General features: G+C 37.4%; 15 protein-coding genes and 1 pseudogene. 10 read left to right on the forward strand and 6 right to left on the reverse strand.

The features are described 5' to 3' along the window. From B091_RS0101270 to B091_RS0101280, 3 genes are all read right to left on the reverse strand, one after another. Window positions 1–241 (reverse strand): SoxR reducing system RseC family protein (locus tag B091_RS0101270; RefSeq protein ID WP_018108194.1); only part of this gene is annotated, 241 nt, incomplete at its 3' end. A 401-nt stretch (window positions 242–642) separates the two neighbouring features. Further along, a complete protein-coding gene (locus tag B091_RS0101275; protein ID WP_018108195.1) occupies window positions 643–2094 on the reverse strand; it encodes a DUF3078 domain-containing protein in 1452 nt (483 codons plus the stop codon). Window positions 2095–2238: 144 nt separating this feature from the next. After that, window positions 2239–2871: a LuxR C-terminal-related transcriptional regulator gene (locus B091_RS0101280; protein ID WP_025069356.1), complete on the reverse strand. Its 633-nt coding sequence runs from the start codon at window positions 2869–2871 to the stop codon at window positions 2239–2241. 465 nt (window positions 2872–3336) lie between these two features. Between B091_RS0101280 and B091_RS0101285 the strand changes: the two genes are divergently transcribed. From B091_RS0101285 to dpp5, 3 genes are all read left to right on the forward strand, one after another. Continuing rightward, the gene (locus B091_RS0101285; protein WP_018108197.1) at window positions 3337–4938 is read left to right on the forward strand and encodes a CTP synthase; all 1602 of its coding nucleotides are present in this window, start codon (window positions 3337–3339) and stop codon (window positions 4936–4938) included. 47 nt (window positions 4939–4985) lie between these two features. Further along, window positions 4986–6857 carry a membrane protein insertase YidC gene (yidC, locus tag B091_RS0101290; RefSeq protein ID WP_018108198.1) on the forward strand — a complete coding sequence of 624 codons (1872 nt, stop codon included), beginning with the start codon at window positions 4986–4988 and terminating at the stop codon, window positions 6855–6857. Window positions 6858–7060: 203 nt separating this feature from the next. Then, window positions 7061–9127: a dipeptidyl-peptidase Dpp5 gene (dpp5, locus tag B091_RS0101295; protein WP_026166280.1), complete on the forward strand. Its 2067-nt coding sequence runs from the start codon at window positions 7061–7063 to the stop codon at window positions 9125–9127. A gap of 98 nt (window positions 9128–9225) precedes the next feature. Here the strand turns inward: dpp5 and B091_RS0101300 are convergent, their stop codons facing one another. Next, window positions 9226–10299 carry a PspC domain-containing protein gene (locus B091_RS0101300; protein ID WP_018108200.1) on the reverse strand — a complete coding sequence of 358 codons (1074 nt, stop codon included), beginning with the start codon at window positions 10297–10299 and terminating at the stop codon, window positions 9226–9228. A 4-nt stretch (window positions 10300–10303) separates the two neighbouring features. After that, window positions 10304–10645 carry a PadR family transcriptional regulator gene (locus B091_RS0101305; RefSeq protein WP_018108201.1) on the reverse strand — a complete coding sequence of 114 codons (342 nt, stop codon included), beginning with the start codon at window positions 10643–10645 and terminating at the stop codon, window positions 10304–10306. 297 nt (window positions 10646–10942) lie between these two features. On the opposite strand from B091_RS0101305, the pseudogene B091_RS11630 reads away from it, so the two are divergent. The 7 genes and pseudogenes from B091_RS11630 to B091_RS0101340 all read left to right on the forward strand — a co-directional run bounded on the left by B091_RS11630 (window position 10943) and on the right by B091_RS0101340 (window position 19847). Continuing rightward, window positions 10943–12258 (forward strand): annotated as a pseudogene (locus B091_RS11630) (NAD(P)-dependent oxidoreductase). Between the two features lie 222 nt (window positions 12259–12480). Next, window positions 12481–13137 carry an endonuclease III gene (gene nth, locus B091_RS0101315; protein ID WP_018108202.1) on the forward strand — a complete coding sequence of 219 codons (657 nt, stop codon included), beginning with the start codon at window positions 12481–12483 and terminating at the stop codon, window positions 13135–13137. A gap of 118 nt (window positions 13138–13255) precedes the next feature. Next, entirely contained in the window at window positions 13256–14515 is a 1260-nt protein-coding gene (locus B091_RS0101320) for a phosphoglycerate kinase (protein ID WP_018108203.1), read from the forward strand. 103 nt (window positions 14516–14618) lie between these two features. After that, window positions 14619–15683 (forward strand): hypothetical protein, encoded by a 1065-nt coding sequence (locus tag B091_RS0101325; RefSeq protein WP_018108204.1) that lies wholly within the window; start codon window positions 14619–14621, stop codon window positions 15681–15683. Between the two features lie 28 nt (window positions 15684–15711). Beyond that, window positions 15712–16626 (forward strand): glutaminase, encoded by a 915-nt coding sequence (locus B091_RS0101330; RefSeq protein WP_018108205.1) that lies wholly within the window; start codon window positions 15712–15714, stop codon window positions 16624–16626. A 142-nt stretch (window positions 16627–16768) separates the two neighbouring features. Continuing rightward, a complete protein-coding gene (locus B091_RS0101335; protein ID WP_018108206.1) occupies window positions 16769–17350 on the forward strand; it encodes a 3'-5' exonuclease in 582 nt (193 codons plus the stop codon). Between the two features lie 316 nt (window positions 17351–17666). Further along, entirely contained in the window at window positions 17667–19847 is a 2181-nt protein-coding gene (locus B091_RS0101340; RefSeq protein ID WP_018108207.1) for a tetratricopeptide repeat protein, read from the forward strand. Window positions 19848–19866: 19 nt separating this feature from the next. On the opposite strand, the gene B091_RS0101345 is transcribed toward B091_RS0101340, so the two are convergent. Beyond that, entirely contained in the window at window positions 19867–20448 is a 582-nt protein-coding gene (locus B091_RS0101345) for a Maf-like protein (RefSeq protein ID WP_018108208.1), read from the reverse strand.

The raw sequence follows: 20448 nt of genomic DNA on the forward strand, positions 1-20448 counted from the left end.
CAAAAGCAAGCAAGACTGCTTTAAGACCCATCGACGTTTGAGCTTCCAAAAGCACTACATCTCCCACTTTATAAGAGTTATTGGGCTCGGTGACATCAATAAACTTTTCCTTACTTTCCGAAGAGGAACAGTGCCCCTTAGCACTACATGATGCGCAGGCAGTTGTCTGAACAATGCGTACTTTAATTTCCGCACCTTCAATGCTTTCTACAATTCCTTGATGTTGGATAGTGTTCGTCATAATTGCAAACTATACTTTACAAATTCGAACAAATTTAAGTAATATTTGCGAACTTACGGAGTATATTCTATTTTTTATATTGAATAAGAAAGGAAGTTTTCACTTAAAAATCAGCCTCACAACCCTGAAACCATTTAAATACGCTGATTAACTTACACTTATACAAACCTACATTATACATTATCACCCAGTAATGTGTTGCATAACATATCTTAATCCAAAACAACTCTAGAATTTTGCAATAAATAATAACTAACCTTAGTTAGAATAGCTGAACGACTTACTCGTTTAGCTAAAGCAACCTAGTGGCAACCAGAAAGTGAGTAAGTCGTTTTTAAATTAAAAAGGAGAGCAATAAAATTACTCTCCTTATATATAATATTTAGTAAATCAGTAGGCCACTACCATTTATAGTTTATCCCAAAACTCAACAGCTCCTTGAGTTGAAAGTAGCTTCGACCAGGGATCTTTTTTACATTATCATCAAACCGTGCATGAACAAATATCTTTGTCGATAAGTATCTATTTAAGATAAAGTTAAAAGTATTTTCCCACTCAGCTTCAACTTTGTCGTAACTAGTAAAATACTCTAAACGCGTTGCCCAAGTAACAGTATTAATTATTTTCCACTCCATAATATACTTGAACCTCGAACCAACCTCATGTCTGACAGACTTACCCTCGTCAACACCGAACTGAGTCTCATCAACATCTTTACGACGTACATAACGCAGGTTATAATCGGCAGGCAATAACATCAGAGAGAGTTTAACCTTAGGTTTTTCAAGCTTATAGTCCATACCTAAACTGACAATGAAGTTCATCGGCGAAAGAAAGGCTGAAACCATATCCGTTGAATTCTTCTTATAGCTTGGCGAGAACTGTGTATTAATTTCGGCTGCAAGGGTATAGTACCACTTCTTAGCAGCCTGCAAACCTAGTTTCGATGTCAAACGAATAAGGTCAGTATTAATACGGTATTTACGAATAGTATCTGAAGATGCCGTATTAAACCCAAATTTGGCCTCGGCTAAATTCTCAAATTGTATTTTCTCCCTATCGTTATAGTTGGCAAACAAACGCAAACTAGCCAACATTGAATTGGTGCTCTCCCCTCCTTTATACCAGTTTTCTGAAATATAGTTTTGTGTGATCTGAAGAGAGCCATCACCACCCGTTAACCACCAGTTGGGCTTCTTTATAAGACTCTTAACCATCGAAAGATCCTCTTTTAAGTCCTCATCAGCTCTAAAAAAAGGTGTTACACTCTTTTTAGGTATATCTTTATCTTTTTCAACTTCAGAAAAGTAAATCTTCTGCCCCATTATACGGTCTTCAGTTGTAACAGCCAGACTAATATCATTGAGATACATAGAAAGAAGGGCTTTATCAACGAGTTTGTTTGCTCGATTTAATACCTCCCACTTACTAAGATTTAATGGGGGTATATTTTTAGGCTGATCTGACGACACAAAAGGATTATAAGGCTTTAGCTCCGGTAGTCCTAACTGTTTAATTGGTGAATTATAATAAGCCAAAGGCAATTGCAGCTTATAATAAAAAGGATTAGGGGCAATATAACGTGGAGGTACAGACTCATCATTTAAATATTCTAACTCCCCTATATACTGATTATACAAATAAGAAATAGTATCTATCCGTGGAGTATCTAGCTGCATATTCAAACGTACAAATAGGTATTTATTTAAATTAGAGGGTAAAGTATCAGATGCATGAATAGAAGTAAAGGCTGCTTCGTAATTATCATTATTAGAAGCACCATAAACATTTGTAATCCCCACACAAAGAAGGATTAGACTCAAGCAACTTAACCTTTTCAATTTATTTTTCATATAACTACAATAATACAACTCTACAAATGTACAGCAATATCAGAGAATAACCACGTTTTAGGTAATCAAATACGCAAGAATGTTGTCACAATGTAGCATTACGACAACACGCTACAAAATAAATAAAAACACGAAGAAATAAAACTAAAGCAGCTTCTTAGATATGACTACAGATATAGCTTCCGTGATACTTTCGACATCTAACTTTTTGAATATTGACTTTCGATAGAACTTTATTGTATCAAATGATTTGTTGAGTTTTTTTGCAATAGAACTAATCGTAAAGCCTTGTGCAGAGAGGCGAATGACCTCCTTTTCAATATCTTTTAGCTCAACATTGGGTTGTAATAACCACTTCATCTCTTGTCTGTCGTATGTCCAAAGTTCTTTATTGTTCTTATGAGCCATCTCGATGGTTCCCATTTTAGGATATGGAGACATAGAAGTCAAACACAATAGCAAACGAATACTCTTATCTGGTGCAACCTGAATGGGAGTAAACTGGTGATGTATTAAACTGGTAAAGCTTGTTTTTGCATTTTCGATATGGAAATCAAAGGTCAATACATAATCCGAAGGGTTAACCTCTGGGCGACTATAAAAATACCGTGCCGCTTGCCTTGCTGTTTGGATATAACTAAGGTCTGCTTGGGGAACATACTCAGTTAAGAATCCATCACCTTTACTAATTATGTCATCTGGAGATATTCCAGCTACAGAATAACAATTCTCAGAAATATACAAAAACTGATTCAAAGATAAGTCTAATACACTCACATTACGATAGGTTAATCTTGAGATTCCGTTAAGAATATCTAAGCAAGAAAAATATTGTGAATCAGTATTAGTAGGAGCATTAACTTTATTATCTAGGGTTGGGAAATTATATTCATGTCGTCAAAGTTTAGTATGGTTTAAACAAATATAAAATATCTTATGAATAAACCTATAAATATTTATTGACAAAAGACAGGCATAAATGATTATTCATGTATTACGAAACAATAAAGCAGGATTATACAATAACCACATTCAGAACATCAATAACAATCTATTATGGATCAAAACTACAGGGATAATAGACCGATATACAGAGAGTAACTACGTAATTATCCTTTTTATTATAATTTGTTCATCACAAAAGAGTCTTTGTTCTTCTTTTTTTTTAATTTTGCACCATTTTGGATCTTATTCGTAAAAGATCGCATTCTAAGTAAATAATCATATAAAACTACATTAGTTGTGGGAGAAACAAAGTATATTTTCGTAACAGGTGGGGTTGCCTCTTCATTGGGTAAAGGAATCATTTCTTCATCAATAGGTAAACTTCTACAAGCTAGAGGTTACTCGGTAAGCATTCAAAAGTTTGATCCGTATATCAATATTGATCCAGGTACACTTAACCCTTACGAACATGGAGAGTGTTATGTTACTGTTGACGGACACGAAGCGGATTTAGATTTAGGACATTATGAGCGTTTTCTAGGAATTGAGACTACTAAAGCGAATAACATTACTACAGGACGTATCTATAAAAGCGTTATAGACAAAGAGCGTAGAGGTGACTACTTAGGTAAAACAGTTCAGGTTATCCCACATATTACGGACGAAATTAAGCGTAACGTTAAATTATTGGGAAAGAAATTTAATCTTGACTTCGTAATTACCGAAATTGGTGGCACCGTTGGAGATATTGAGTCATTACCTTATATCGAAAGTATACGTCAATTAAAATGGGAAATGGGATCGAATGCTGTATGTGTTCACCTTACATATGTTCCCTATTTGGCGGCAGCTAAAGAATTAAAAACAAAACCAACACAACACTCTGTTAAGACTTTACAATCGTTAGGTGTTCAGCCAGACATTCTTGTTCTTAGAGCAGAGCATGAGTTAAGCAATAACCTACGTAAGAAAGTTGCTTTATTCTGTAATGTCGAAGAAGGTGCTGTAGTACAATCAATCGATGCTCCAACCATTTACGAAGTACCTTTGCTTATGCAGGCTCAAAATCTGGATAAGACAATCCTTAAGAAGATGAATCTCCCTACAGGAAACGATCCAGAGCTTTTACCTTGGAGAAAATTCCTTGAACGCAGAGAGAATGCAACAGAAGAAGTTACTATTGGCCTAGTAGGTAAATATGTAGAACTTCCTGATGCTTACAAGTCAATTCTAGAAGCGCTTTCACAAGCTTCAACATACAACGATCGCAAACTAAATATCGAATTTATTCAGTCAGGTAACATAACAACCGAAAACGTTAGTGAGAAACTAAGCAAAGTTGACGGAATTATAGTTTGCCCAGGTTTTGGTGAAAGAGGTATTGAGGGTAAATATATTGCAGCAGAATATACTAGAAGAAATAATATCCCTACCTTTGGAATATGTCTAGGTATGCAGTGTATGGCTGTCGAATTTGCTCGTAATGTTTTGGGTTATAAAGATGCCAACTCAACAGAGTTCAATGAAAACACCAAACACAATGTTATCGACATAATGGAAGAGCAAAAGGCAATCACAAGTATGGGTGGTACCATGAGACTTGGTGCTTATGAGTGTTTCGTTAAGAAAGACAGTAAGGCATACGAAGCGTATCAGACAGAACATATCCAAGAACGTCATCGTCACCGTTATGAGTTTAACAACGTATACCTTGATGAATTCGCTAAAAATGGTATGGAGTGCGTCGGAGTTAATCCCGAGTCTGAGTTGGTCGAAATTATCGAAATTCCAACTCATAAATGGTACATCGGTGTACAATTCCACCCTGAGTATGGCAGTACTGTACTAAACACTCACCCATTATTCTTATCATTTATTAATGCATGTATCTCTAAATAAAGAAACAGACAGAAGAGAAAAATAATAAACAATCAACGCAAATATTCATGGATAGAAACACCGTAACTGGCTTTGTACTTATAGGTCTATTATTAGTAGGATTTGGCTATTTTACCCGACCTGATGCAGAACAGATGGCTGCAATTCAACAGCAAAATGATTCAATAGCAGCTATTCAGGCTAATCAAGATGTTTTAGAGAAAAAACAAGCAGAAGCCCTAGCCCAAGATGTGGCAGCTCCTGCTGTAATTGACTCTACTTCACTCTTTTTTCAGGCTAGCAAAGGTGCTGAAGAACTTATTACCCTAGAAAATGAAGTAATGAAAGTTACTTTTTCAAACCTAGGAGGTAGAGTTTATTCAGCTACCCTAAAAAAGTATAAAGACCAAGGAGATGCTGAAGGCAATAACAAAAAAGACTTAGTTCTATTTAAGGATAAAGAAAACAAGTTCAATATTAACTTCTACAATCAAAATGAGGTTATACAAACTAAAAACTATTTCTTCACCCCTATAAATGTTACTGATTCTGGGTTAACAATGCGATTAGCAGCTGACGAAAACAGCTATATCGATTTCATTTACAATCTAGATGCTCAAGATCCAGAAAATTATTTGGTTGATTTTCAAATCAAAGCCAACGGTATGGCTGGTAAGATTGCTAACAATAACTATATAGATGTTGATTGGGAACAACTTACTCCTCAGCATGAAAAGGGTTTTGTATTTGAGAACCGTTTATCACGTCTGACCTACCGAACGTTTAAAGACGATACTGAGCGACTATCTGAGTCAAGTCCTGTTACTGAAACTCCTGAGGAAAGACTAAATTGGATTGCTTTTAGAAGTCAATTCTTCTCTACAATCCTTATTAGTGACCAAGGTTTTGAATCGGCTACTTTAGGTTCTACACCAAAAGAAGAAGGTACAGGCTATATCAAAGATTACAAAGCTGACGTTAAAACCTTCTTTGACCCACTAGGCAAAGAAGTTACTCAGATGTATTGGTATCTTGGTCCAAACCGATACAAGACACTTAAAGCATTCGACTCAGAGAAAGGTTACGATTGGGAGTTAAACTCAATTGTTTATCTTGGCTTCCCTGTTGTAAAACAGATCAACCGCTGGTTTACCATTAACGTATTCGACTGGTTGAGCACGTTAGGTATAACCATGGGGATCGTATTATCGATCATGACTATTTTGGTTAAGCTTTTGGTTTATCCTGCAACAAAGAAGACCTATATGTCGTCTGCTAAAATGCGAGTACTTAAACCTCAGGTAGACGAAATCAATGCTAAATATCCAGACCAATCTGATGCAATGAAAAAGCAACAGGAAGTCATGGGCCTCTATAGTCAGTATGGTGTCAGCCCAATGGGAGGATGCTTACCAATGCTTCTGCAGTTCCCTATTTTGATGGCATTGTTCATGTTTGTTCCTAGTGCAATCGAACTAAGACAAGAAAGCTTCTTATGGGCATCTGATTTATCAACCTACGATGCGGTAATTCGTTTCCCATTTACTATTCCTTTCTTAGGTAACCATTTGAGTCTATTCTGTCTATTAATGACGATAACTAACGTTATTAATACAAAATACACTATGGCTCAACAAAGCACAGGAGCACAACCACAAATGGCTGCTATGAAATGGATGATGTATTTGATGCCAGTGATGTTCTTATTCATCCTTAATGACTACCCTTCAGGATTATGTTATTATTACTTCCTATCAACATTGATAAGTATTATAACTATGATTGTATTGCGTAGAACCACTAATGATGATGTTTTGCTAGCACAATTAAATGCTAATAAGAACACGAAGAAGAAAACATCTGGATTCGCAGCTCGCCTTCAAGCGATGCAAGAAAAACAAGAACAAATGAAACAACAAGGACCACAAAATCGAAAATAAGATTATAGTGCAAGTCAGAAAAGGAGAAACTAAATTAAGTTTCTCCTTTTTTTATTCTATCCAAGATACCACTATGTAAGCCAAATCAAGTAATTTACTAGCATTTCACGCTTAGAAGAGGAAACTATAGACTTAAATAGATATCTTTGTTTTAAAATAAATCTATCATAATTATAGTTACAATGAAATCAAAATTATTAATTATGGCTGCATCTGCTGCACTTACCTCGTGTGGAACGACACAAGATAGCGATCAAGATAAGCAAGACTTGATTGGCAGATCATCCATTCAGATCAACGATCGAGAACTCACTCCCGAAGCATTGTGGAGCATGGGAAGAATTGGTGGGCTTACTGTATCACCCGATTCTAAACAGTTTGTTTATTCTGTAAGTTATTACAGTGTACCACAAAATAAGAGCAACACAGAACTCTTTACCATGAATGCAGATGGAAGTGATCATCAGCAAATCACCCATAGTCCATTTAGTGAGAACAGTGCAGTATGGATTAAACAAGGAACAAAGATTGCTTATATGAGTGCCGAGTCGGGCTCACCACAACTTTGGGAAATGAATCCAGACGGCAGCAATAAGAAGCAACTCTCTAATGTTGAGAATGGCATTGAAGGCTTTCTATTCTCACCCGATGAAAAGAAAGTTGTTCTTATATCGACTGTAAGAGTTGTGGAAAGCACTGCTGAGCGTTATCCAGACTTGCCTAAAGCAACAGGAGTTGTAGTTAACGATTTAATGTACAAACATTGGGATGAATGGAAGACTGAAGTACCTCACCCTTTCGTCGGAGATTTTGATGGTAACCAAGTTACTAACCTAACAGATATAATGGCTGGTGAACCCTACGAAGCACCACTACGACCATTTGGAGGAACTGAGCAACTTGCTTGGAACAATACATCCGATAATATCGCTTACACTTCACGTAAAAAGACTGGCAAAGAGTATGCCTTTTCGACCAACTCAGATATCTATATCTACGACCTAAATAAAAAAACAACCAAAAACATCACCGAAGGAATGATGGGTTACGACACAAACCCTCAATACTCTCCCCAAGGTGATAAGATTGCTTGGTTAAGCATGGAAAGAGATGGCTATGAAGCCGACCAAAATCGTTTATTCGTAATGGACCTCGCAACTGGCAACAAGAACTTTATATCCAAAAAGTTTGATTCAAATGTTGATGATTATGTATGGGCTCAAAACGGCCAATCGATCTATTTTATCGGTGTATGGCATGCAACATCTCAGATATATCAAGTTGAAGTTAAGTCAACAGACTTGAAACAAATAACGGAAGGAATGCACGACTATGCGTCGGTAGCACTACTAGGAGATCAGCTCATTGCCAAACGTCATTCATTGAGCTCAGGAGATGAAATCTTCGCTGTAGCTAAAGAAGACGGAGTGGCGACTCAGTTAACTTTTGAAAATAAGCACATCTACGACCAAATAGATATGGGACGCGTAGAACAAAGATGGATCAAAACCTCAGACAATAAGCAAATGCTTGCTTGGGTGATTTATCCTCCTCACTTCGATCCAAACAAGAAATACCCGACCCTACTTTATTGCCAAGGTGGACCTCAAAGCCCCGTAAGCCAATTCTGGTCTTATCGTTGGAACCCTCAACTTATGGCAGCAAACGACTACATTATTGTTGCACCTAATCGTAGAGGATTACCAGGATTCGGTTTAGAATGGAACGAAGCAATTAGTGGCGATTATGGTGGTCAGGTAATGAAAGACTACTTTGCTGCTATCGATGAAGTTGCTAAAGAACCATTTGTTGACGCTGATAGATTGGGCTGTGTTGGTGCAAGCTTTGGAGGCTATTCTGTATATTGGTTAGCAGGTCATCACGACAAACGCTTCAAAGCTTTCATTGCTCACGATGGTATCTTCAATATGGAGATGCAATATCTTGAAACTGAAGAGATGTGGTTTGCACAATGGGATATGGGCGGTGCCTACTGGGACAAAAACAACGCTATTGCCCAAAGAACATTTGCCAACTCTCCACATAAATTTGTAGATAAGTGGGATACTCCTATCCTTTGTATCCATGGCGAAAAAGACTATCGTATCTTAGCAAGCCAAGGTATGGCAGCCTTCAATGCCGCTGTAATTAGAGGTGTGCCAGCTGAGCTACTTGTTTACCCTGACGAGAATCACTGGGTGCTACAGCCTCAAAATGGTATTCTATGGCAGCGTACATTCTTTAGCTGGCTAGATAAATGGCTAAAGTAAAATCAAACTCTTTATAGAACATGAAAAATGGCTCTGCTTTCACAAGTAGAGCCATTTACATTTGCAAACAAAAAGTATGATAAAAAACTAATAATGCCTTATATTTCGATAGAAACAAACGATGCCATCGGCCATTGATAAGCTGCAGTTCCAATTATAAATAGAACTAAGGCAACAAACCACACTATGAAAATTCCCCATTTTAGCCCCTTACTTGCAGGTTTGAACTTCATTAAGTTCTTTAACAGCAAATATAGTACGATACCCATTGGGATAATCAATACAATCAAACCAGCAGAAGCTGTTAGCAAAGATATACCCTCACTAAAATAGATAAAGGGGCCACCAATATTTGCTAGCAAAGCCGAACCGCCAGCAATAAGTCCTATAATTACAGCTAAAAATATTAGTATAACTAAGATCCAAGCTGGAGCAAGGACTATCATAAGAAACACAAAACACACTTTTAGTAAAACACCGAAGGCATTTAGAACCCTATCTATTGGCCGACTTCCTGCAGCATTACTTCCTATATTTGTGTCTTTTTTTTTTCCATCACTAGCCTCTTCACTAACACGCTTTCCGATATTCTCTACCGTGACATCCTCTCCATACATATTGAGTTTGTCAATCGCAGTATCAGCTTGAGGTACAAGAATCCACATCACAACGTAAGCTACACAAGTCGTCCCGAGGGTAACAAACATCAGTGCCACTAAAATTAAACGAACAATAGTGCTGTCAATTCTAAAATAAGCCGCTAAACCTCCTGCAACCCCTCCTATTATCTTGTCATCAGGATTTCTAAACAACTTTCGACGCTGAAAATCCGTAAAATCATAAGCTGAACGCTGTTTCTTATCTGAACTAGAGCTAGACTCGACATCCTCAGATTCATTTTCTTCAGATTGAGTATCAAAATCTTCAGGGTTACCAATGCGCTTAATCACAGCCTCAACCTGACTAATCACAATTGACTGATTCTGACGACTAATATCTTGAGATAAAAGTTCGGAAAATCGAGCTTCGATATCTGCAACAATCTCTGTATGGTCGTGATGATTCTTAAAGTAAACTCTAATATTATCTAAATATTCCTTTAGCAACTGATAAGCATCCTCATCAATATAAAAAACTACTCCCCCTAAATTTACTGTTACCGTCTTTTTCATATTATTATTCGGTTTTAGATTTTCTACTAGCTATATATTCAACCGAGTTGTTCAACTCTCTCCACGACTCTTCTAATTCACCTAAAAACACTTTTCCCTCAGCAGTTAAGGCATAATATTTTCTTGGTGGTCCTTGTGTAGATTCTTGCCATTCATAACTAAGCAAGCCGTCGTTCTTTAACCTTGTGAGTAAAGGATACAAAGTACCTTCTACCACAATAAGTTTAGCTTCTCTCAACTTGTCAATTATATCGGAAGAATAAGCAGCCTCTCTATCAAGCAATAACAAAATGCAATATTCGAGTAGGCCTCGACGCATCTGAGATTTTACTTTTTCAACTTTCATAGATCATTAATTAATATATCGACAAATATATATAATCCCAAACTACTATGCAACACATAGTAGTATATTTAACACAAATAAAGCTTATCAGGCTGATTGACGCTATCTCATATCCCCTACGAAGCCCTGTTTAAGGTAATAGTATTGTATTAAGGAACTTGGGTTACCACTGAAATGAGCACTTTGGATGCAGTCCATATTTAATTTTATTAAATTAACCAAAGTGCTATGTACAGATAGCAATTTAAACCTTACTTTTAACTCCTAAACTGTCTAATAAATAATAATTCACTCAAAATGAGCTCTAAGAATATAAGATTTAAAGAAGATGATGCTGGCTACAGCATGAAGGAAGCAATTAATGAGGCAAAGAGATGCCTAAATTGTAAGAAACCATCCTGCATTAAAGGATGTCCTATAGCCAACGATATTCCCGATTTTATATATCAGTTATCGATGGGAAATATGGGAGCTGCCATGAAGATCATTAATGAAAAAAGCAATCTACCCGCTATTTGTGGACGAGTATGCCCTCACGAAAAGCAATGTGAAGGTCACTGCATTTTACAAAAAAAGGGAGAAAGTATTCATATAGGTAAGCTAGAGCGTTTTATTGCTGATTTTGACGCTGATATGGATCTAATCCGAGACCGACTCCCTCAGAAAACAAGAGGTAAGGTTGCAGTCATCGGTTCAGGACCTGCAGGGTTAACCGTTGCTGGTGACTTAGCCAGAAGCGGTTTTAATTAACGGTTGTCGAACGCCAAGGAGAGGCTGGAGGCGTACTTATGTATGGTATACCCGAATACAGACTTCCCAAAAAAGTAGTTCGTAAAGAGATTAAAAAAATAGAAAACCTGGGAGTAACCTTCCTTACCAACCAAGCCGTGGGCGAAGACTTAACTGTCGATACACTTTTCGATCAAGGCTACGACGCTGTGTTTATTGGTTCGGGAACTGCTATTCCTAAAGCACTAGATATTCCTGGAAGCAAATTAAAGGGTATCCTACAATCTTCCTATTTCCTGCGAATGGCTAGCCTATATAGTACAGGCAATGTCGAGAGAGATGAGGTGCCTGCACGTGAAGGTGAACATATCGGTATTGTTGGTTGTGGCAATGTAGCTATGGATGCTGCAAGAACTGCTATCCGCATGGGGGCAAAAAAAGTCACAATAATATCTAATGAGACCATAGACAAGATGCCAGCAAATCAATTTGAATATGATTTTGCTGTAAAGGAAGGAGCTAATTTTCTTTGGCAGACAGATACTCGAGAGTTTATCAGTGATGAATCTTCGGAATACGTTGGAGGTATTCGCGCCAACACACCTGAGGGAGAAAAAATATACAAGTTCGACCGCATCCTACTGGCTATAGGGTCTAGACCTGCTAACAAAATTGTATCCACTACAACTGGCATCGACGTAGATGACACAGGTTATGTTATCGCCAAAGAGAAACCCTACGGAATGACAACACGTAAAGGGGTCTTTGCAGGAGGTGATGTAGTGCACCAACCGCAAACCGTGGTTTTGGCCATGAAAGATGCAAAACTAGTTGCTAGTGGCATTGCTCAATATGTAGATGCAGTAAAACTTCTTAAAGACTAAAAAGACTATCAAAATAAATAAAACAGATTTGAGCTTATAAACTCAAATCTGTTTTTTTGTTTATACGCGCCCACATAAAACCATTAGGGTGAAAATTAGGTACCAGTAGGTCATCGCCAGTAAACGAGTAGCTCGCTCAAGTTTGATGAACCTTTAATTGATTTCCACGTTAAATAGCAGTAAATTTGATTAGTTAGTTGAAACTATTTATAGAGAATATTAATGACAAAAAAAGAAAGATATAAGAACGTTATAGATTGGTTCCTGGAACATATGCCGGTAGCAGAGACCGAACTGCACTATTCGAACCCCTACGAGCTATTAGTGGCGGTCATACTTTCGGCTCAATGCACCGACAAACGGGTTAACATGGAAACACCAGCCCTGTTTATGGATTTCCCTACCCCTGAGGCACTAGCAAGTACAACTCCTGATGTTATATTTGAATATATCAAGAGCATCTCTTTCCCCAACAACAAAGCTAAACACTTGGTCGGCATGGCAAAAATGCTTGCAGAAGACTATAATAGTCAGGTACCCGGTGAGATGAAAGAACTGATAAAATTACCTGGTGTAGGACGCAAAACTGCCAACGTTATTTTGTCAGTTGTTTTCGACAAACCAGCTATGGCAGTTGACACTCACGTTTTTAGGGTAGCCAATCGCATTGGTCTGACGAACAACTCAAAGACTCCCCTAGAAACAGAGAAGGAGCTCGTTAAACACATCCCAACCGAATATATTGCAACAGCACACCACTGGCTTATCCTTCACGGACGCTATACTTGCCAAGCACGTAAACCCAAATGCGAAAGCTGTGGTTTAAAGTTATACTGTAAGTATTTTTCTAAAAAATATAAGCCAAGTTTAATTTCCTAAAACCAAAGTTATATTTTAAGTGTTTAATTTAAGGAAAAAAAGAAATAAATACTAACTTTGCAAGCATTAAATAGAGATAAAATTATCATTTATATATTAACTTTTTTAATAGAGTATTATGCAATCAATCGAAAAATTCAACTTTGCTGGTAAAAGAGCATTTGTTAGAGTGGATTTCAACGTGCCATTGGATGAAAATTTCAATATTACAGACGATACACGTATGCGTGCAGCATTACCCACTTTGAAAAAAATATTAGCCGACGGCGGTAGTGTAATTATTGGTTCACACCTTGGTCGCCCTAAAGGTCCTGCAGATAAGTTTTCATTGAAACATATCACAAAACACCTTTCCGAATTACTTGGTGGTACAGAAGTTCTATTTGCTAACGACTGTATGGGCAAAGAAGCTGAAGAAAAAACAGCAGCTCTTAAACCAGGTGAAGTTCTTGTTCTAGAAAACCTACGTTTCTACGAAGAAGAGCAAGGCAAACCTTTCTTGGCTGATGATGCTACTGACGAAGAAAAAGCTGCTGCTAAAAAAGCTGTTAAAACAAAACAAGCAGACTTTACTAAGAAACTAGCTTCATACGCTGATTGCTATGTTAACGACGCATTTGGTACTGCTCACCGTGCCCATGCTTCTACAGCATTAATTGCAGACTACTTCGATGTAGATAGCAAAATGTTTGGTTACCTAATGGAAAAAGAGGTAAAGGCTGTTGAGAAAGTTATGAAAGATATCAAAAGACCATTTACAGCTATCATGGGTGGGTCTAAGGTTTCTTCAAAAATCGAGATCATCGAAAACCTATTAAATAAGGTAGACAACTTGATTATTACTGGTGGTATGGCATTTACTTTTGCTAAAGCGCAAGGCGGTAAAATCGGTAATTCTCTATGTGAAGACGATAAACTAGACCTAGCACGTAGCATTGAAGCTAAAGCAAAAGCTAATGGCGTAAACCTAATACTTCCTGTTGATGCTAAGATTGCTGATAAGTTCGCAAACGACGCAAATACACAGATCGTATCAATCAATGAAATTCCTGACGGTTGGAGTGGTCTTGATGTGGGTCCTGAAACAGAAAAAATCTATGCTGAAGTGATCAAAAACTCAAAAACTATTCTTTGGAATGGTCCTACAGGAGTTTTCGAATTTGACAATTTTTCACACGGATCTCAAGCTCTAGGTGAAGCTATTGTTGAAGCAACTAAGAAAGGTGCTTTCTCTCTTGTTGGTGGTGGTGACTCAGTTGCATGTGTCAATAAATTTGGCCTTGCAAATGGTGTATCATACGTATCAACGGGTGGTGGTGCACTTTTGGAGGCAATCGAAGGAAAGGTTCTTCCTGGAATTGCAGCTATCGAAAAGTAAATATTTCTTAAATATATAAGGCAACTCTGAAAAAGAGTTGCCTTTTTTGTTTAAGAAATGCAAATTTTAGTTTAAATTTATCTCAACTAATTATTTATATATTATGAAACGATTATCCACTCTGGGACTTAGCCTTTTTCTGGCTACAGGTATCTATGCCCAAAACTTTGGTGAAGTAGTAAATACTGTAGCTGAGCGCTTAACGTTTTCGGGCTATGCGCAAGCAGGTTATAAATACACCAACCGCTACGAAAAAGAGAATAGTTTTGAATTGACCCGAATTTCATTATGTCTTAATGCACAGATTACACACAACATCTCCGCAACCATTGACATTGACCCCAAAAATGGTAAAGCGAATGATTTCTACGCGAACTATGCAATGTTGCCTTATCTGAAAGTTAAATTTGGACAATTCAAGAATCCCTACTCATTTGAAAATCAACTTTCAGCTTCGGTAATAAACCTCATTAATGGAGGATCACAGGCCGTACGTTACTTAACCTCATCAGATGGTAGTGATATTCTTAATTCTAGCAATGGAGGACGTGATATTGGTCTTATGATTTATGGAGACTTTCTCTATGGTGTATTCAATTATGGTCTTGCCATAATGAATGGTCAAGGCTATAATGTGACTGACCGCAACAACCACAAAGACTTCATTGGTAGCCTAAATATGAACTTAGGAGATAATCTGACTCTTGGTGGTTCGTTCATTTTGGGTAAAGGAAATGCCGTTAAAGCCAATCCTGCTTTAGGAGTTGAAGAAGATGATAACTACACGAGAAACCGCTGGGCTGCTGGTATCAAATACAAATCAGACCTATTTAGTTTAACCTCAGAGTATTTAGCTGGAAAAGATAATAAATACAAAAGTCGTGGTTGCTATGTTACTTCAGCATTCCATATAACATCAAAGCTTGATGCTATTCTCTCTTACGACTACTTCAATACAAGAGATTTTACAGCCGAGTATTCGGGTGAAGCTAAACCCGAAAACACTTTTGATGACACACTACGTGGAGAAATCCAAAACAACTACATCGCAGGTTTACAATATTGGTTCTATCCTAAATGTAGAGTACAAGTACAATACCTATACAATCAGTGTCACGTTGAGAAGAATGGTTCAGCTCTAATGGCACAACTTCAAATCGGATTTTAAGAATAAAAATAGCATAGCATTTATCAAAATGGGTTATCAAGAAATCCTTCAATATATTTATAACGAAACTCTACAGTTATCACATATAGGTGAACCTGCATCGTATATTCCTGAACTTAGGAAAGTTAATCCCAATCAATACGGGATCTGCCTTAAGACTTTAGAAGGGAAGACATACTGTGTAGGGGATAGTCAAGAGGCCTTTGCTATACAAAGTATAGCAAAGGTTTTTGCCTTAGCTATGGCCTTTCATATCAAAGGGGAACGTTTATGGGAAAGAGTTGGTGTTGAACCTTCTGGAAGCGCATTTAACTCAGTAATCCAACTAGAGATGGAAAAAGGTATTCCGCGTAATCCACTTATCAATGCTGGAGCCTTAGTAATCTCGGATATCCTACTTTCTGAACTCGATTATCCCGAAGAACAGTTTCTTAAGTTTGTACAAGAACTTTGTGGCGACTCAGACATCCGATATAACGAGAGTATGGCTGTTTCGGAGCGTGAAAATGGTTTTTTAAACGCTGCTATAGCCAATATGCTAAAGTACTATGGTAATATTGAAAACGATATAGAACGCGTGCTTCGCTTCTATTTCCGTCAATGCTCGCTGACCATGAATTGCCAACAACTTGCTTCAGCGTTCATGGCATTTGCCAACCATAAAAAGAAATTTGAATACTTTCAAACTAGCCTAACTGGCTCTCAAGTTAAACGTATAAATGCTATTATGCAGACATGCGGCTTTTACGATGAAGCTGGAGATTTTAGTTTCAAGGTTGGACTTCCTGGCAAAAGTGGAGTTGGTGGAGGAATAGCTGCTATTTGTCCACGTAAATATGCCATTGCTGTCTGGAGCCCAAGGCTAAATAAAAAAGGGAACTCAGTTATGGGAATGAAAGCGCTCGAACTACTAACTACAAAAACCGAAGAAAGTATTTTCTAAGCGAACATTTTCACTTTTTACAAAGTTATAGGTAGGGTACACAAAAATATTTTGATGTACCCTATTCTTATTATAAATATCGCTAAATACTATGAGTTAAATTACGATATTTACAAACTGAGTTAAAACTAAAGACTAAATCATGAAAGAAAATATATATCTATTTTTTGATACCGAAACCACTGGCCTACCACTAAACTATAATGCTCCTGCCTCCGATCTAAATAATTGGCCAAGACTTGTACAGCTAGCCTATGCACTACATCGTGAAGACGGTAGTGAGATTCTCCAAGTAAATCAAATTATAAAACCTGAAGGCTTTACAATCCCTCCCGAGGTGAGTAAAGTACACGGAATAACAACCGAAAAAGCTATAACAAGTGGAGTAGATCTAAAATTAGCTTTAGCACAATTTACAAATGCCCTAAAGCAAGCAGACTACTTAGTTGCACATAATATAGCTTTCGACGAAAAGATTATGGGTGCAGAACTTCTTAGAAATGGTATGCAAGATCTCTTTGAGAATGCTACTAAAATATGCACAATGAAATCGAGCACAGACTATTGTAAAATCAAAGGTCCTTATGGTTATAAATGGCCTACGCTACAGCAACTACACTCAACTCTCTTTGGGCTGGGTTTTGGTAACGCCCACAACGCTTCTGCTGATGTAGAAGCAACTGTAAAATGCTTCTTTGAACTCAAAAGCTTAGGTGAAATCTAAATTACTGACACAGATGGCACACTCTTTAGAGTTTCTAAATTATCTGCCTTCGGTATAATTTCACGTCAGCCGGACAATTGTCAACCACTAAAACTACTCATAAGGAGCTATAAAGAGCAATGAGAGAGTCATTTTCAAATGAGAATGGATGAATTACTTAAAAGCAAGTGAGAATTGTAAAATATTCACTATACTATTACTATAGACATTCTGAATGTCATAGATTGAGTAAAATCAATTATGGCATTGTATTTGTTACTATATAATAGGAATAAAGACGACAACTAAGAAAAGCTAAAGACTAAGATTTAAGAGCATGGAAGTAAAGATATTGAACGAAAAACAACAATTTATTTTATCTCTTTTGCAAGGGAGACGACTTAAAGAAGCTGTTGATGAACTGGAGCGTATTTTCTGGAATAAACCAGAGACAGAAATTAATACTATCAAAACTACATATGAGTATATGCTAAAATATATGCTTGATGGTGTCAAAGATCCCGAAAGATATAAACTACACGATAAACTTATTCAAGAAACACTTGAACTAAGCGACAAGTATTTTATCGAAGCTTTTGATGGAATTTCAAACAGAATTTACCACCAACGTAGAAGAACGGATAAACCCCGACTAGACAATGTTACCTATGGCAGTCTTTTGGCTACTCTAGAAGGTTTTAACGACGAATTAGCCGTAAGTAATTTGGTCGAGGATAAAGAAAACATCAACCATGTACTTGCTCGACACGAAAAAGCCCTGGCTGATTTATTCCCTAAAGCGTGGCTTTCGAACTCTTGGACGCTTGCTGAAAGAGAAGAGGCAAACCAGTTTTTAGAATCTAAATTACTGAGCGAAAACGATCTTTCTCTTTTTATAAGTGCTGTTACTCTTGGTCTTTTGTCTTTATTTGATGCTAGGAAATTTGCATGGCTCATAGAAGCCTACAAAAAAAACTTTGTATTTGCTAGTCCCCGTGCTCTAGTGGGTTTAGTTATGGTTATCAACCATCAAAAGAACCGATTAGCCTACTACCCTGAGCTAAATGCTCAACTTTCGTTCCTATTCGAAGATAAAAAAACAACAGACTTAGTTAACGACATCTATCTGCAATTCTTACAAAGCCAAGAAACCGAGAAGATAGATAAGAAGATGCGTGAAGAGATCATCCCTGAAATGATGAAGAATGCTTCAAGCATGCAAGACCTAAAACTTGGCTTCGAAGAGGCAGAAGACGAAGAGGGTCATAACCCTGATTGGCAAGAAGCAATGGAAAAATCGGGTATGGGTGATAAAATCAGAGAAATCAATGAGCTGCAAATGCAAGGAGCTGATGTTTATATGAGCTCTTTCTCAACACTAAAAGGCTACCCCTTTTTCTACTCTATCCAAAACTGGTTTTACCCCTTTGAAAAGCGTCACTCAACCGTTTATTATGAGTTTGGCGACCAAGACGAAAAAGGTTCTATTGTCGATCTGATCTTGAATTCGGGACTATTTTGCAACAGTGATAAGTATTCGCTATGCTTTACGTTTCAACATATCCCTAAATCTCAAAGAGATGCTATGCTAAGTCAGCTAACCGAACAACAAATGGGAGGACTTGAGGAGGAGCAAAAGATGGCTAAACTCCAAGAGCTTACCGAAAAACCTAGTGTGATAACTAACCAATACGTACACGACCTTTATCGATTCTTTAAGCTCTTTAGATTCAAGAACGACTTTCCCGATATATTTAGCTCACATATTAATTTCCACGAGATAGAGCAATTTGACTTTATAAAGAAAGATTCGGGTTACTTAAACGATCTAGCTAAGGTATTCTTGAAGAATGAGCATTATGAGCGAGCAATTGAGATGTATGAATTACTCAAAGACAATAAGAATGTCAGCTTTGAACTCTTTCAGAAGAAAGGATACTGCTACCAAATGACTAATCAGTACGAGTTAGCTATCGAATCTTATATTAAAGCGGACACCTTAAAGCCGGATAATGTTTGGACAAACCGACACCTGGCTTATTCCTATCGAGCTAGTGGTGAGCATGAGAAAGCCTTGTTTTATTATTTGGCAGTAGAGAAAGCACAACCCAATAACCTTTCAATACTTTTCTACATCGGGATGTGTTATACAGCTATGGGGAAATACGAAGAGGCGCTACAATACTTCTTTAAGATGGACTTCCTAAAGCAGAACAGCAAAAGAGCTTGGCGAGCTATCGGTTGGTGCTCGTTCATCTCGGGCAAACTAGAGCAATCTCAAAACTATTACATGAAGGTACTCGAAAACAAACCCTCCGCCATCGATTACCTAAATGCAGGCCATGTAGAATGGAGTTTAGGCAATATTAAACAAGCTGTTGCAATGTACAATCAAGCTTTGAGCTTATATCAAGATAAAGACAAATTTATCGAACTACTCTTGAAAGATAAACCTCATTTAATAGAGCAAGGAATACCCCAGAGAGATATTCCATTGCTTATTGACTTATTAAATTAGCAGAATAAAGTAATTAACTTTACACTTTTAATAGCTCCCTGTACAGTCTCTGTATGGGGAGTCCCATTACATTAAAATAGCTTCCTGCCATTGATTCTACAGCTACAAAACCAATCCATTCTTGGATTCCATAGGCTCCTGCTTTGTCATAAGGTGCAAAAGTGTCAATATAATAGTTTATTTCACTCTCGCTCAACTTAGAAAACGTAACCTCTGTTTTAGAGTCGAACAAGATTGTTTTCTCCTTGGTCACTATACAAACACCTGTAACTACCTCATGTGTAATACCCGACAACAAACTCAGCATACGCTGTGCATCAACTCTATCTTTGGGCTTACCCAAGATTTCGTCATTTGCGACAACCACAGTATCCGCTGTAATTAGTAATTCATCCTCCCCTATCAACTCTTTATAAGCATCAGCCTTTTTTTGAGCTATATGCTTTGCCACATCTACTGGAGCCAGAGTTAAAGGATAAGACTCATCAACATTCTCTAGGGTTTTAATAGTAAAATCTATCCCCAACCCCTTGAGTAGTTCGTGACGACGAGGTGAATTTGAAGCAAGGGTTATTTTGTAATTTCTTAGATTTTCTAACAT

The sequence above is a fragment of the Bacteroides propionicifaciens DSM 19291 = JCM 14649 genome, assembly GCF_000375405.1.
GTDB lineage: Bacteria > Bacteroidota > Bacteroidia > Bacteroidales > Bacteroidaceae > Bacteroides_E > Bacteroides_E propionicifaciens.